Genomic DNA, 15,361 nt, shown 5'->3' on the forward strand with positions numbered 1-15,361 from the left:
TTTATATTTGAGGTTATAAAGACACAAATTTAAAGCAACACGCTAAGTTTTAGATAAATGACATGATTTGTTGTATACCCATTTGCTATGATAAAACAAATTTTAGCAATGAATAAATAGGGAATAATAAATGAGCAATACAACAATATCGAACTCATCAGCAAACCCCACAGCCCCCAGTAACCACACACAACAATACCCCAGCAATTTTGACTTTTTAGCAGAGCATGACCCCATATTTTTACAGCTTGCCAGCAATGCAGAGCGGGTATTTTATAGTGACCCCAATACCACCTTAATTAAGCTACGACAGCTTGGTGAGGCGTTGGCACAAGGCTTGGCGGTACGCACTGGGGTAGATTTTGATGCTGATACCAAACAGGTAGATTTGCTTAATCGCTTGCAACGTGAGCTAAATCTTGACCGTAATATCATTGATATTTTCCATAAGCTAAGACAGCAGGGCAATGTGGCGACGCATCAGTTCCAGACCAATCATGGCGAGGCATCAAAGGCGTTAAAGATGGCACGTATGCTGTGTGTTTGGTATCACCAAAACTTTGGTAAAGCAGGCAGTAAATTTAAGCCAGAACCCTTTAAAAATCTACCTGACCCCAGTGAGGATTTGCAAAAGCTACAACAGCAGATTTCGCAGTTATCCTCACAGCTTGATGCCACCGCCACACAGGTTGATAGTCATAAGCAGATAGCTAAATTACAAGAAAAAGAAAAACTTGAATATCAACAGCTTGCAGAGATGATGGACGAGGAGGCTCGGCAGTTAGCAGAGCAGAATAAACAGCAAGAGCAGTTATTACTTGCTGAGCGTGAGCGTTTTGAGGCACAGATTGCCAGTCTAAAAGCACAGTTGGCAGAGCAACCACAGACAGCAAGTGATGATGCGACAACACAGATAAAACGACGGTTAACGGTATTTATACCTACTGAGGAAGACGCGCGGTTGTTGATTGATGAGCAACTACGCCTTGCAGGTTGGGAGGCAGACAGTCAGCTTATGACCCAAACAGCAGGTACATTGCCTGAGGTGGGAAAAAATAAAGCCATTGCTGAATGGCGGACGGCAAATGGTCGGGCAGATTATGTGCTATTTATGGGGCTAACCCCGATTGCGGTGATTGAGGCAAAGCGAGAAAATATTAATGTGGCAGGCAGGATTGGACAAGCAGAGCGTTACGCTCAAGGCTTGGCGGTCACTGAGCCAATGCAAGGGGCATGGCTATTGACCGGTCAGGGCATGCCGTGGTGCGAGTATCAGCAAACTTATTATGTGCCGTTTGTCTTTTCATGTAATGGTCGCTCGTATGTGGAGCAATTAAAAGAAAAGTCAGGCATTTGGTTTCGTGATGTGCGTCATGGTAGCAATACCAAACGTGCGTTACAGCAGTTTTATAGTCCTGAGGGTTTGCTTGATGTATTGACACGGGATATTGCTCAAGCTGAGGATAAATTACAACAAGAGCCGTTCGGCTATTTAAATTTGCGTGATTATCAAGTTAAGGCAATCAAGGCAGTAGAGCAGAGATTGGCGCAAGGTCAGCGTGATTGTTTGCTGGCAATGGCAACAGGAACGGGCAAAACTCGTACCATTATCGGGCTGATTTATCGCTTTTTAAAAACTGAACGCTTTAAGCAAATTTTGTTTTTGGTGGATAGGACTGCTTTGGGTAATCAAGCCTTTGATAGTATGCAAGAGATGACCCTTGAGCAAAATCAGACGTTAAGCAAGATTTATAACATTGCTGAGCTGGGCGATATGCAAGTTGAGGCTGAAACCCGAGTACAAGTGGCAACTGTACAGGCGATGGTCAGACGCATTTTTGATAATGATGATGTGCAGGATATTCCTACCATTGACCAGTATGATTGTATCATCATTGATGAGGCACACCGAGGCTATACCCTTGACCAAGAGATGAGCGAGGGTGAATTGTTATTTCGAGATACCAGTCAGTATTTATCCAGTTATCGGCGGGTATTGCAATACTTTGATGCAGTAAAAATTGGCTTAACTGCCACGCCTGCCAAGCACACAGTAGAAATATTTGGCAGACCTGTTTATGTTTATTCGTATCCTGAGGCAGTGGCGGACGATTGGTTGATTGATTATGAGCCACCCATTCGCTATACCACTTTACTATCCAAAAATGGAATCCATTTAGACAAGGGTGAACAGGTATCGGTGCTAGACAGTCACTCGGGAGAAGTGGACATCACTGAGCTTGAAGATGAGTTAAATTTTGAGGTAGCACAGTTTAACCGCAGTGTGGTCACAGAAAGTTTTAATCGGGTGATTTGTGAGCAGTTGGTACAAGAGATTGACCCCAATGGCAATGAAAAAACACTGATATTTTGTGCCACCGACCTACATGCTGATATGGTCAAACGCTTGTTAGATGATGCTTTTTCGGCGTTTTATGGTAATGAGTATAATGAGGTGGCGGTACGCAAAATCACTGGGGCAAGTGATAAAGTTGACCAGCTTATCAGTCGCTTTAAAAACGAAAAATATCCCAGTATTGCCATTACAGTGGATTTGTTAACCACAGGTATTGATGTCCCTGCCATCTGTCATTTGGTGTTTTTACGGCGGGTAAAATCACGTATTTTATTCCAGCAAATGATGGGGCGGGCGACCAGACGTTGTGATGACATTGGCAAGACCGTCTTTAAGGTTTATGACCCAGTCGATATCTTTGCCTCTTTAGAACAAGTGAACACCATGAAGCCATTGGTAAAAAATCCAAATATTACCATTGAGCAGTTGGTACAGGATTTGTTGGCAGTTAATACGGATACCCTTAATGAGCTTGCCAGCAATGACCCTGTATTATCACAAGTTAGTGAGCCATTAACAGCTTATCAAGTTGATGAAACTGAAAACAGTTCTGGAAACAGTGATAATGGTAGCTTTGATAACAGCCATGAAGTTAACTATCTTGGGCAAAGTCAGCAAGATATCATTGATACACATAGCCAAGTGGTGCTTGACCAACTTAGCCAAAAACTCATGCGAGTATTGCGTAAAGCAGTGAAAAAAGCTGAGCGTAATCCTGAGCTAAAAGTCAAACTTGATGAGCTAGAGGCAAGCTGGCAAGTCCCCCCTGAAAAACTCCATCAACTACTGCACCAAGGTGGGGTGAAAAAAGCTCAAGAATTTTTGCAGACTCATGCCAATTTATTGACCGATTTGGCTGAAATAAAGCACATTGCTGGATCAGATTATATGCCTGTGATTTATGAGGGGGAAGATGAATTTATCAGCCGTGAGCAGAGCTTTGGTCAGCACCAACGCCCAGAGGACTATTTAGAGAGCTTTGAGCAGTTTATTAAGACCCAACTAAATGAGTCCATAGCGTTAACCGTAGTTGCTACCAGACCTGCTGAGATGACCCGAGAAACACTGAAAGAAGTTAAGCTATTACTTGATGAGAAAGGCTATAGTGAGGCACATCTGCAAACGGCATGGCGTAACAAAACCAATAAAGACATTGCTGCCAGTATTGTTGGGCATATTCGCCGTGCAGCATTGGGTGAGCCATTGATACCTTTTGCCCAGCGTGTCGATAATGCCATGACTCAGATTTATCAAAGTCAAGACTGGACACCACTACAACGCAAATGGCTTGAGCGTCTGGCAAAACAGCTACAGCATGAAACCATCGTTGACCGTCAGTTTGTTAACCAGCGTTTTGCAGCAGATGGTGGGGCAAAATGGCTGGATAAAATCCTACAAGAGCAGTTAGACGAGGTATTGGCACAGGTCAATGAGCAGTTGTGGCAGGCGTGATGGTAAGCAATAAGACAGATAAATAAAGGGTGGAACGAAAAAACCAATAGCCAAAATAGAGACGATAAGTTATGCTGTACTCATCTAAAAGTCACAAAAATTTGATGGAAGACATGATTCTATGCTGACTTATATTCGCTTTGATAATTTCTACTCATTCTATGAGCAGGCAGAATTCTCTATGCTATTGGGCAAACAGCCGACCAAGTCGGACTATGACATTTATGTCGATACCGCTCAAGATAACTTACGACTAAATAAAGTTACTGCCATACTTGGAGCAAATGGCTCAGGTAAAACGCAATTATTAAAAGCGATTGCTTTTTTACGTTGGTTTATGGTTCACTCAGCATACTTGGCAGATGATAAGAGTGTTCCTTTTGATACTTTTAAAAACCATGAATATTTGCCATCAAATTTTGAAATAGGATTTCTATTAAAAAATGCACAAGATATTTATGATGAATATCGTTATGAGCTAACCATAGAAAATAATATAGTGACTTATGAAGCACTGTATAAAAAAACTAGCCGTTTATTTAGTTATATTTTTGTACGTGAATATGATAATGTTAAAGAAGTAATGACCTATAAATATCGTGATTTTATTCCACCATCGCTGGCTGATGATGCGCCTAGAAATGGTTCATTAATCAGTTATGCCAATATATTAGATGACCCTACGGCTGATGCTATCGTAGTTATGCTTACTCAGTATCTAACCAATGTTATAGAAATGGGGCGAAATAATAAGATTAGCAGCTCTATCACTCAAGTCGCTGAAATATTTAATAAAAATAAAGAGCTAAAAAAACTGGCAGAAAAACTATTATGCGAGTTTGATACAGGTATCAATCAGATTAACGTTAAAAAAGTGAATTTTTTTAATGAAGATATAGTCAATTCAAGATAATACTGTTACAAGGAAAACGAGCGAAGGTGTACAAGTAGTACTGCGAGCGAGTTTGACGACGTAACAGTTTTGTATTGAGCCGACTATACCAAACAGCATAAAGAAGTGTTGATGCCGTTTTCCATTCATCGTTATGAAGATACCGAGTTTGAATTAAGTTTTTTTGAAGAGTCTAATGGTACACAATCTGCCTATGCTTTATTAGGCTTGCTATTGCCTGCCTTACAGACAGGTGGCGTTGCCATTATTGACGAATTAGACAATGATTTGCACCCGCATTTACTACCCGTTATCATTGATTTATTCCGCTCACAGCATAGCAACCCACACAATGCCCAGCTTATCTTTAGCTGCCATACGCCTGAAGTATTTAACCTACTGCACAAACATCAAATTTATTTGGTTGAAAAATATCAACAAAAATCAGAGGCTTGGCGACTTGATGATGTAGAAGGGGTGCGTAATGATGACAACCTTTATGCCAAATATATGGCAGGAGCATTTGACGCTGTTCCCAATGTATAATTTCCTTTTTGTGTGACCTCCCTTTGGCTTTGATATAGTTTTGATTTTGATATAGTAAAATGATATGGCAAAAAGACACAGTAACCAACGAAACCGACAGCATAAGCGACATATTAAAAAGACGACATTAATCATTGTCGGTGAAGGGGAGCATGACAAAGCGTTTTTGACCCATATGAAAAATCTATATGACCATCGTCAGTCGGGACAAAAGGTGAAAATTGATTTTTCTAGTGGTGGCTCACCCTATGACATCATCAAAGATACTGTTAAAAAGACCAGTCATGCAGACTATGATCGTAGATATATTTTAATGGATGATGATATTGATATTAGACAACAAGACCGCCAGCTTGCCAAAGAGCAGAAAAGAACCATTTTATTATCACAGCCGTTATGTTTGGAAGGAATGTTGCTAGATATTTTAAAGCAAAATATTCCTGATAGCGCACAGCGGTGCAAAAAAGTATTGCACCCACAGCTAGATGGTAAACCAACCGAGCCAAGCAGTTATGCCAGCTTATTTGACCAGCCTATTCTGGATAGTAGTGATAAAGCAACGATTGTAACTTTGCGGACTGTATTACAAAATAGCCCCCAACTTTAGCGACAACCAATATCCACAATCACAACTATTCTAACTTCTATAGTCATATAAACTTGCGACAAGTTTTGTATTGATTTAACCATATATTCAACTGCAAATTTAAACCCTAGGAAACCCCATGAACACCCAACCTTCAAGCCAAGCCATTGTGCAAAAACTATGGAACTTATGTGACGTATTGCGAGATGATGGTATTAACTACAGCGACTATGTCACTGAGTTGGTGTTATTGCTATTTATCAAAATGGAATATGAAAACACCGAGCAAGGCGTATTGGTCGCCCACAAACTACCCGAAGGTTGCCGTTGGACAGACATTAACCAACTCTCTGGGCTAAACCTACTCAACAAATACAAGCAAGTGTTACTTGACCTATCACAAAGCCAAGACCACCTTATCGCTGCCATTTATAGCAACGCCCAAACCCGCTTAAGAGAGCCACGCCACCTAGAGCAACTGGTCAAAACCCTAGATGGACTGGATTGGTTTAGCCTAAAAAATGACGGATTGGGCGACCTATACGAAGGCTTACTCGAAAAAAACGCCAACGAAACCAAATCGGGAGCAGGGCAGTACTTTACCCCACGCGTCCTTATTGACAGCATGGTTAACTGTATTCAACCGCAAGCAGGCGAAGTGATTCAAGACCCAGCCGCAGGTACAGCAGGATTTTTAATCGCTGCCAACGAATATATCAAACGCCAAACCGATGACTATTACGACCTATCAGCAGCCCAAATCAAATTTCAAAAAAACAAAGCTTTTGTCGGCGTAGAGCTTGTTCCCAGTACCCGCCGTCTGGCATTGATGAATTGCCTATTGCATGGTATCGAAGGCGGTAGTGAAGGCGATAGCGAAGGTGTGGTGCTACAAGGAAACAGCCTTGGGCAGGTCGGGGCAAGTCTAAACCGAGCCGATGTTATCCTTGCCAATCCACCATTTGGGGCGGCAAAAGGCGGTGAGGCGAGCATTACCCGAGATGATTTGACCTTTAAAACCAGTAACAAACAACTGGCTTTTTTACAGCACATCTACCGCAACCTTAAAGCAGGTGGACGCGCAGCAGTGGTACTGCCTGATAATGTTCTTTTTGAGGCAGGTATTGGCACAGACATTCGTCGAGATTTGATGCACAAATGCAACCTACACACCATATTACGCCTGCCGACAGGTATCTTTTATGCCCAAGGGGTCAAAACCAACGTGCTGTTTTTTACCAAAGGCACAGCCAGTAACCCTGACCAAGACCAAAACTGCACCGAAAACGTCTGGGTTTATGACTTACGCACCAATATGCCCAGCTTTGGCAAACGCACCCCCTTTAGCCCAGAACACCTAAAACCCTTTGAGGCGGTATATGGTGAGAATGCAGACGGCACAAGCCCACGCACGGAAGGGGAATGGTCATTTTGTGACAATAATGAATCAGGTAAAAATAGCCTAAGCAATTCTTGTGATGCAGATAATAACAATGACAACGACAATCTAACTTTAGAAAGCAGTCGTTGGCGGGTATTTAGTCGTGATTGGATACGTGATAATAAGGGCGATAGCTTAGATATTAGCTGGCTAAAAGACAGTGATAGCATTGATGCGGCTGACCTGCCCGAGCCACATATACTTGCCAGTGAGGCGATGAATGAGCTAACCGAGGCGTTACGCCAACTTGATGGGTTAATGCAGGCATTGGGGCAGCAAGATGAGGCAGAGATTCAAAAGAAACTGTTAGCCGAATCGTTGGGCTTAAGTGAGGGGGACATATAATGGGGGGTAAGGAATTGCCAGAGGGTTGGGTTGAGGTAAGTTTGGATAGAGTGGCACAGTGGGGGTCTGGTGGTACGCCGTCAAGAAAAAAACTAGAATATTATAATGGTAATATTCCATGGATTAAAACAGGTGATTTAGGTGAAAAGTATATAAAACATAGTAGTGAGTTTATTACTGAGGATGCAATTAAAAATTCTAGTGCAAAAATGTTTTCTAAAGGTTCAGTTGCTTTAGCTATGTATGGAGCGACGATAGGAAAAACATCAATTTTAGATATAGATGCTACAACAAATCAGGCTTGTGCTGTTGGTAAACCAAACAAAGCTATTAGTTCAGAGTTTTTATATTATCTTTTGAGAAATGAGAAGGATAATTTTATAGCAAAGGCAAAAGGTGGAGCGCAACCGAATATCTCTCAAACAGTGATTAAAAATCATAATATATTTCTACCTTCTATACATGAACAAAATAAGATAGTTAGCTTGATTAATAGAAATATAGCTCAAGTAGAACAAATCCAAAATAGCCTAAATGCCATTCCAAAAATTTTAGAAAAATTTCGTCAGTCAGTATTGGCAGATGCAGTGAGTGGTAAATTAACTGGTAAGGAAAAAGAGGTAGCAAAATTAGATTTTGTAAGCCTTGGCTCAATTATTATAGATTCAAAGAATGGTATTTCTAAAAGAAACTCTGATGAAGGGACAGAAACAACTGTTTTAAGGCTTGCCAACTTCAAAGACTCTAAAAGAGTATATGGTATTGAGCGAAAAATTAAATTAACGGAAAAAGAGATAGAAAAATATCAAGTGAGAAATGATGATATTTTGATAGTCAGAGTTAATGGTAGTGTTAGTTTAGCTGGTAAATTTATTTTATACAAAGATAAAGGAACAGTAGAGGCATTTTGTGACCATTTTATAAAAATTCAAATAGATAGCGAAAAAATTATCCCTAAATATTTGTTATATATTGCAAATCAGGGCGTGGGTCGTGATTATTTGGTTAATAGCTTATCAACAAGTGCAGGACAAAATACTATTAACCAGAAGTCAATTAGAAATCTTCTGCTAAAAATACCCCCACTCTCCGAACAAACCGAAATTGTCCGCCGAGTGGAAGAGCTATTTGCCTTTGCTGACCAAATCGAAGAGCGAGTCGCACAAGCCCAAAGCCGAGTTAATCATCTGACCCAATCCATCTTAAACCAAGCCTTTACAGGCAAACTGACCGAGCAATGGCGAGCCGATAACCCCGAGCTTATCACAGGTGAAAACAGTGCCACCACCTTGCTTGCCAGTATTGAAAGTGAGCGTAAAACTGCCAAAACCAGTAAAAACAAAACCAACAAAAAGGCATAAACAGCCATAAATGCCAACAAAAACAAGGGATATCACCTCCCTTGTTTGTATTTATATCCTAAAAATAAGCCACCTCATAACTTGCCAAAATCTCTTGAACCAACGCTTGCGCCACAGGTTCAAGCTTTTGATAATCTTGCACAATAATACTGCGCTCACGTTCTGCCCATACCTCATCTAAATAAATCTGATGAATGTTCATCGTCTGCTGATGGCGGTTGGCAGACGACTCAGGCACAATACTAATACCCACACCAGCCTCCACCATACGGCACACCGACTCAAATCCTGACACATTCACCCGAGTATCCATCGTCACCCCCATACTTGCCTGCAAATCGGACAAAAAGTTACCCAACGTACTGCCATTATGAAAGCCAATATAAGGGTGGCTAAGCGTTTCGGTAAATTTTAACTGCTGTTTTTGCGTTAAAGGGTGGTTGATGGGTGTGACCACGGTTAAGCGGTCAGTGCTAAAGTGTATCACCTCAAGCGACTGAGTGGACACCGAGCCTGACAAAATACCAATATCCGTTGTGCCATTTAACACCCCACGGATAATATCTTTTGTCAGTCGCTCTTGTAAATCAATGGTCACCGCAGGACGTTGTATCAAAAAATCTGCCAAAATCTCAGGCAAAAAGTCCGTCACAGCAGTGGTATTGGCATAAACACGTACATGCCCTGTTGCATCAGAACGATATTGCGAAAAGCTGTGCTTCACCTGTTCAACTTGACGCAAAATACTACGAGCTTGCTTTAATAACTTACGTCCATCGTCAGTCAGTTCCATACCTTTGTTATGACGATAAAATAGGCGGGTATCTAGCTGTGTTTCAAGCTTTTTAATACGAGTACTGGCGGCGGCAGGGGATATAAAGGTATGTTTGGCGGCTTGGGTAAGACTGGGCGAATCAGCGATGGCACAAAATAGCTGTAAATCGGTTAGGTCAAAGTGCATAGAAAACCTATGTTAAATAGCCGTGATTGTAGAATAAGATATAAGCTGATTGTTGGCGGTTGAATGGTGATAAGCTTCCTTTTAGTAGGGTCTGTTGAACATTCATCTTCATAGGAAAAATTGAGATAAATTTGACTTAATCAAGGCAATGAACACAGGTAATATCGGGATATTAACCAGTTCATTAACGCAGAATAAGGCAAATTTAGCCAATTTTTACATGAAAGTAAAAAGTAGCTTTATCCCTTGTAGATATTAGCCTAACGGGGTGAATGTTCAACAGACCCTAATGGTTAAGTATATATGAGTATACCCAAACCTGATAATGATGTTTTATAAAACCATAAACCATCTATACGATGGCAAATGCCGCATCCGCCTTAGTCTTAGCATCTGCTTTCTTCTAAACCATCTATGCGATGGCAAACAGTGAACTTGTCTTTATCTTTCAGTCTTTTAATTTCTAAACCATCTATGCGATGGCAAACCTTTGGCAAGTCCTGATACAACTGGACTAGGGTTTCTAAACCATCTATGCGATGGCAAACTGGCTAACATTTGCGGTGCCAAAACGCGCTCATTTCTAAACCATCTATGCGATGGCAAACAAAAAATGCCCACTTTGGTATAGAGCTGATGATTTCTAAACCATCTATGCGATGGCAAACTCAAATTATACTACTAAAAACCCTGTAATGGCATGGTGTAGCAGCAAAAAGTCTGATTTACGTTTATATTTTTTATCCTTATATAATTATATGTTTTTAAAAGCTATTTTTTAGAATGATAAAATTAAGTATTTGTTAGTAGTTCATCACGTCATATATTAAACAACAATAAATTGGCATTAATTAAATCCGAACACCATATTAACAAACCTGTGATTTAGAACCCCTATTTTTTTTGACATACTAGGGTCTATTCTAATTTAACCCTTATTCATCTTAAGCAAACACAAACAACCACAAGGAAACCGTGATGAGTAATACTGATAATCAAACCACCAATACCCCTGATACTCAAAGTGATGTCAACCTAAATGACTGGATTGGCAATACCGAAAGCAAACAAGACCTAATTTGTGAAATCTTAGTCCGACGTATGGCAGCGACCTTAGGTGTACCTAGCCCCAAAGCAGGCGAGCCACTGCCTGCCTTATGGCATTGGATGTTTTTCCAACCTGAGCTAAATGCAGAAGAATTGGGTCGAGATGGTCACCCACAACTGGGCGGATTTATGCCACCAGCCCTCGGTCGTAATCGTATGTGGGCAGGAGGGAGCTTTGAATTTGAGCAACCGTTAATTGTAGGTGAACTCGCGACTTGTGATTCTAGTATCGAAAAAGTGGTCGAGAAGCAAGGCTCTACAGGCTCATTGGTATTTGTTACCGTACGTCATGATTATAGCCAGCAAGGGCAACACAAATTTACTGAACGCCAAACCATTGTTTATCGTGAACCAAGCTCACCCAAAACCGAGTCTGAGCCATCAGAATATGCCGATAGCAAACAGTGGTCACAAACCCTAACCCCAGATGCAACCCTGTTATTCCGTTATTCTGCGGTTACCTTTAATGGTCATCGTATCCATTATGATTATCCTTATGCCACTGATGTTGAAGGCTATGATAATTTGGTAATACATGGACCAATGATGGCAACTTTAGCTTTGCACAGCTTTATTAATCAACATGCTGACAAAACAGTAACAACCTTTAAGTATCGTGGTGTGCGTCCAGTGACTTTGGGTAATGATATTCGTATTGAAGGCAAAGTTAGCGAAGCTGGGCAAGCAGACGTTTGGATTTGCAATGATAATGGTGTTATCCAACAAGGGCAAATAACCTTTGAAGGCTAAGGGCAAGCAAAGGCTAAGAGTAGGGTTAAGGATTAAGTAACTTTTGCCATTTCTTAGCACAAATAAAGGAAATAATCATGATAGACCCACATAGTGAAGACATGAATGCCATTCGTGATGGTATACAAGGATTGATGCTAGGCTTTGGCAGTGAATACTGGCGTAAACTCGACAGTGAAAAAGGCTTTCCTGATGAGTTTGTCACTGCTTTAAGCCAAGATGGTTGGCTATCGGCATTAGTTCCTGAAGAATACGGCGGTTCAGGATTGGGACTGGCAGAAGCATCAGTAATTATGGAAGAGATAAACCACTGTGGCGGTAATGCAGGCACTGTACATGGGCAAATGTATAATCTATTTACCCTTGTTAAACATGCCTCTGAGGCTCAAAAAAAGCTTTATTTACCTAAACTAGCAACGGGTGAGCTACGCTTGCAATCTATGGCAGTCACCGAGCCGACCAGTGGTACAGATACCTCAGCCATCACCACCAATGCAGTCAAAAAAGGCGACCACTATGTCGTTAATGGTCAAAAAGTATGGATTTCACGTATCCAACACTCTGACCTTATGATTTTGTTGGCTCGTACTACGCCACTATCACAAGTTAAAAGCAAAGTTGATGGTATGTCGATTTTCTTGGTGGATTTGCATACAGCGATTGGCAATGGTTTAACCGTACAAAAAATTGATAACATGGTCAATCATGAAACCAATGAACTATTTTTTGATAACTTAGTCATACCAGAAGAAAATCTAATTGGTGAAGAAGGCAAAGGCTTTCGCTATATATTAAGTGGCTTAAATGCCGAGCGTACCCTAATTGCTGCCGAATGTATTGGCGATGGACGTTGGTTTGTGGAAAAAGCCTCACAATATGCCAATGAACGACAAGTATTTGGTCGTCCCATTGGACAAAATCAGGGCATTCAATTTCCCATTGCTGAGGCACATATCGAAGTACAGGCGGCTGACTTAATGCGTTGGCAAGCATGTGCAGATTATGAAAAATATTATGACAAGCAAGATGATAAATATAGCCATAAACAAGGCAGTACGCAGGCAGGGGCATCAGCAAATATGGCAAAATATCTGGCAGCCAAAGCGTCATGGCAAGCGGCGAATGTTTGTTTGCAAACCTTTGGTGGCTTTGGCTTTGCCCATGAATATGACGTAGAGCGAAAGTTTCGAGAAACACGCTTGTATCAAGTTGCTCCAATTTCTACCAATTTAATTTTGTCGTATATTGGTGAAAAGGTGCTACACATGCCCAGAAGTTTTTAATTGACAGTTTTTAACCGATAATTTAAAACAAGATAACCACTATCAACCACTATCAAGATAATCACTAATATCAAGGAATATTTATGAGTCAATCTTCACAAACCCAACAACAACGCCCCCTTGATGACATCACCGTTATCAGTCTAGAGCATGCCATTGCCGCCCCCTTTTGTACCCGTCAGCTTGCTGATTTAGGGGCAAGAGTAATAAAAATTGAACGCCCTAATGTCGGTGATTTTGCTCGAGGTTATGATGAGCGGGTTAATGGGTTGGCATCGCACTTTGTTTGGGTCAATCGTGGAAAAGAAAGCTTGGCACTGGACTTAAAATCAGAGCAAGCCCAGCCTGTGTTAAACAAACTGCTAGAAAAAGCCGATGTCTTAGTGCAAAACTTAGCACCTGGTGCAAGTGCTCGCTTAGGATTAGGCTATGAACAGCTACACGAAAAATACCCACAGCTTATCGTCTGTGATATTTCAGGCTATGGCGTTGGTGGTCCTTATGAGCAGAAAAAAGCCTATGACTTGCTGATTCAAAGTGAAAGTGGCTTATTATCAGTGACAGGTACGCCAGATGAGATGGCAAAGGTCGGGATTTCTATTGCTGATATTTGTGCAGGTATGTATGGCTATTCATCTATTTTGGCTGCATTGCGTCTGCGTGATAAAACAGGCGAAGGCAGTCATATTGATGTATCCATGCTTGAATCACTCGTTGAATGGATGGGTTTTCCGCTATATTACACCTATGAAAATGCCCCAGCACCTACCCGTAATGGGGCATCACATGCCACCATCTATCCGTATGGCTCATTTGCCACTGCCAATGGTTCGGTGATGTTTGGGCTACAAAATGAGCGTGAATGGCAAGCATTTTGTGAGCAAGTGCTACAAAAGCCCGAGCTTGCTGATGACGAACGCTTTAGCAAAAATAGCCTACGAGTCGACAATCGTGATACCCTAAAAGGCATCATTGAAAGCTGTTTTGCTGAGCTGACCAAATCACAAGTAACCGAGCGTTTGGATACTGCCAAAATTGCCAATGCGCATGTGAATGAAATGCAGGATGTTTGGTCACACCCACAGCTAAAAGCCCGCGACCGTTGGCGTACCATTAATAGCAGTATTGGCGAGTTGCCTGCCATGCTACCACCTGCGGTAAATAATCAGTTTGAATATCGTATGGGCGATGTACCTGCCTTAGGTGAGCATACAGACGCAATTTTGGCAGAATTAGGCTTAGGGAAAGATTAGGGAACGATTCACAAAAAAAGCATTACTAAGGAAACCTTATGTCACAAGCTGTTAATTTACCAAACACATGGCTATTTGTCCCTGCCAGCAAAATTGAACGTGTCCCCAAAGCCTTTGCCAGTGGGGCAGGGGCGGTGATAGTTGACCTAGAAGATGCGGTGGCAATGGCAGAAAAACCACAAGCCCGCCAAGCATTATTGGACTATTATCAAAGTGATGCCAATGATAAATACCAACCAGTTTGGGTACGCATCAATCAAGCAGACAGTGATGAATTTGCCAAAGATATTGAGTTATGCCAGCAAATGCCTAATTTGGCAGGCATTATCTTGCCCAAAGCCGAGCATAAACACGATATAGAGCAAGTGCATAACCGCACAAAACTGCCTATGATTGCATTGGTTGAAAGTGCTTTAGGCTTACATCAACTAGATGACATGGCACAAGCGACAGGCTTGGTTGCCTTTAGCTATGGCTTTTTGGACTTATGTAATGATGTGGGTGTACAAGTAGATACCCCTTCGGCAGAGATTTTTGCCAATCAAGTGCGTTATCAGTTGCTTATCACCTCAAAAGTGCATGGCTTATCTGCGCCAATTGATACCATTTATCCTGATTTTAATGATGCTGATGGGCTGGCAAGTCGGGTGCAATTGTGGTCGCAAATGGGGCTGTCTGGCATGCTGTGTATCCACCCCAAACAAGTGGCAGTGGTACAAGAAGCGTTAGCCCCAACACAGACCGAATTAGACTTTGCTAAAAAGGTGGTTGATGAATATCAGCACAGTGGCAAAGCGGTATTTCAAATAGAGGGGCAAATGGTGGACATGCCAGTGATTAAGCGTTGTCAGCAGTTGCTTGCAAACACATAATGGTTACGCTGGATTAAAAAGCGTGGCATTTTTAGTGCAAATCCTACTAAGTTTGGATTTGCATTTTTTTTATGAGGTTGTGCCTTATTTTTATATAGTCAGCGAAGTTATAAACTGGTACAAGGCAGGCGAGTGCAGATAGTACGGTTGTACAGC

The 15,361-nt window shown here is 41.5% G+C and carries 11 protein-coding genes and 1 CRISPR repeat array; of the genes, 10 read left to right on the plus strand and 1 reads right to left on the minus strand.

What is annotated here, in order from left to right:
- The first annotated feature begins 130 nt into the window (after window positions 1–130).
- The 6 genes from hsdR to FHK89_RS12950 all read left to right on the plus strand — a co-directional run bounded on the left by hsdR (window position 131) and on the right by FHK89_RS12950 (window position 8,979).
- Window positions 131–3,808 carry a type I restriction-modification system endonuclease gene (gene hsdR / locus FHK89_RS12925; protein WP_230661060.1) on the plus strand — a complete coding sequence of 1,226 codons (3,678 nt, stop codon included), beginning with the start codon at window positions 131–133 and terminating at the stop codon, window positions 3,806–3,808.
- A 121-nt stretch (window positions 3,809–3,929) separates the two neighbouring features.
- Entirely contained in the window at window positions 3,930–4,721 is a 792-nt protein-coding gene (locus FHK89_RS12930) for an AAA family ATPase (protein ID WP_230661062.1), read from the plus strand.
- Window positions 4,722–4,832: 111 nt separating this feature from the next.
- Complete coding sequence (locus FHK89_RS12935; RefSeq protein WP_230661063.1) at window positions 4,833–5,246, plus strand: AAA family ATPase; 414 nt, start codon at window positions 4,833–4,835, stop codon at window positions 5,244–5,246.
- A 64-nt stretch (window positions 5,247–5,310) separates the two neighbouring features.
- Complete coding sequence (locus FHK89_RS12940; protein WP_230661065.1) at window positions 5,311–5,853, plus strand: hypothetical protein; 543 nt, start codon at window positions 5,311–5,313, stop codon at window positions 5,851–5,853.
- A 118-nt stretch (window positions 5,854–5,971) separates the two neighbouring features.
- Window positions 5,972–7,618: a class I SAM-dependent DNA methyltransferase gene (locus FHK89_RS12945; RefSeq protein ID WP_230661067.1), complete on the plus strand. Its 1,647-nt coding sequence runs from the start codon at window positions 5,972–5,974 to the stop codon at window positions 7,616–7,618.
- Window positions 7,618–8,979, plus strand: coding sequence for a restriction endonuclease subunit S (locus tag FHK89_RS12950; protein WP_230661077.1), 1,362 nt, complete (start codon window positions 7,618–7,620; stop codon window positions 8,977–8,979). The genes FHK89_RS12945 and FHK89_RS12950 overlap by 1 nt, the downstream gene beginning before the upstream one ends.
- A gap of 58 nt (window positions 8,980–9,037) precedes the next feature.
- On the opposite strand, the gene FHK89_RS12955 is transcribed toward FHK89_RS12950, so the two are convergent.
- The gene (locus FHK89_RS12955) at window positions 9,038–9,940 is read right to left on the minus strand and encodes a LysR family transcriptional regulator (RefSeq protein ID WP_230661080.1); all 903 of its coding nucleotides are present in this window, start codon (window positions 9,938–9,940) and stop codon (window positions 9,038–9,040) included.
- A gap of 400 nt (window positions 9,941–10,340) precedes the next feature.
- Window positions 10,341–10,608: direct repeats of the CRISPR family, unit length 28 nt; unit sequence TTTCTAAACCATCTATGCGATGGCAAAC.
- A gap of 310 nt (window positions 10,609–10,918) precedes the next feature.
- On the opposite strand from FHK89_RS12955, the gene FHK89_RS12960 reads away from it, so the two are divergent.
- From FHK89_RS12960 to FHK89_RS12975, 4 genes are all read left to right on the plus strand, one after another.
- Window positions 10,919–11,797 (plus strand): FAS1-like dehydratase domain-containing protein, encoded by an 879-nt coding sequence (locus FHK89_RS12960; protein ID WP_230661083.1) that lies wholly within the window; start codon window positions 10,919–10,921, stop codon window positions 11,795–11,797.
- A gap of 101 nt (window positions 11,798–11,898) precedes the next feature.
- Window positions 11,899–13,080, plus strand: coding sequence for an acyl-CoA dehydrogenase family protein (locus FHK89_RS12965; RefSeq protein ID WP_442966599.1), 1,182 nt, complete (start codon window positions 11,899–11,901; stop codon window positions 13,078–13,080).
- Between the two features lie 83 nt (window positions 13,081–13,163).
- The gene (locus FHK89_RS12970) at window positions 13,164–14,333 is read left to right on the plus strand and encodes a CaiB/BaiF CoA transferase family protein (RefSeq protein ID WP_230661089.1); all 1,170 of its coding nucleotides are present in this window, start codon (window positions 13,164–13,166) and stop codon (window positions 14,331–14,333) included.
- A gap of 38 nt (window positions 14,334–14,371) precedes the next feature.
- Window positions 14,372–15,205 (plus strand): HpcH/HpaI aldolase/citrate lyase family protein, encoded by an 834-nt coding sequence (locus FHK89_RS12975; RefSeq protein WP_230661093.1) that lies wholly within the window; start codon window positions 14,372–14,374, stop codon window positions 15,203–15,205.
- Window positions 15,206–15,361: the final 156 nt, after the last annotated feature.

Source organism: Psychrobacter sp. I-STPA10, assembly GCF_021012795.1.
In the GTDB taxonomy this organism is placed as follows: domain Bacteria; phylum Pseudomonadota; class Gammaproteobacteria; order Pseudomonadales; family Moraxellaceae; genus Psychrobacter.

Coding starts and splice junctions, on each gene's coding strand:
- FHK89_RS12970 (WP_230661089.1), top strand. CDS start 13,164: ATGAGTCAATCTTCACAAACCCAACAACAACGCCCCCTTGATGACATC.
- FHK89_RS12945 (WP_230661067.1), top strand. CDS start 5,972: ATGAACACCCAACCTTCAAGCCAAGCCATTGTGCAAAAACTATGGAAC.
- FHK89_RS12935 (WP_230661063.1), top strand. CDS start 4,833: ATGCCGTTTTCCATTCATCGTTATGAAGATACCGAGTTTGAATTAAGT.
- FHK89_RS12950 (WP_230661077.1), top strand. CDS start 7,618: ATGGGGGGTAAGGAATTGCCAGAGGGTTGGGTTGAGGTAAGTTTGGAT.
- hsdR (WP_230661060.1), top strand. CDS start 131: ATGAGCAATACAACAATATCGAACTCATCAGCAAACCCCACAGCCCCC.
- FHK89_RS12965 (WP_442966599.1), top strand. CDS start 11,899: ATGAATGCCATTCGTGATGGTATACAAGGATTGATGCTAGGCTTTGGC.
- FHK89_RS12940 (WP_230661065.1), top strand. CDS start 5,311: ATGGCAAAAAGACACAGTAACCAACGAAACCGACAGCATAAGCGACAT.
- FHK89_RS12975 (WP_230661093.1), top strand. CDS start 14,372: ATGTCACAAGCTGTTAATTTACCAAACACATGGCTATTTGTCCCTGCC.
- FHK89_RS12955 (WP_230661080.1), bottom strand. CDS start 9,940: ATGCACTTTGACCTAACCGATTTACAGCTATTTTGTGCCATCGCTGAT.
- FHK89_RS12930 (WP_230661062.1), top strand. CDS start 3,930: ATGCTGACTTATATTCGCTTTGATAATTTCTACTCATTCTATGAGCAG.
- FHK89_RS12960 (WP_230661083.1), top strand. CDS start 10,919: ATGAGTAATACTGATAATCAAACCACCAATACCCCTGATACTCAAAGT.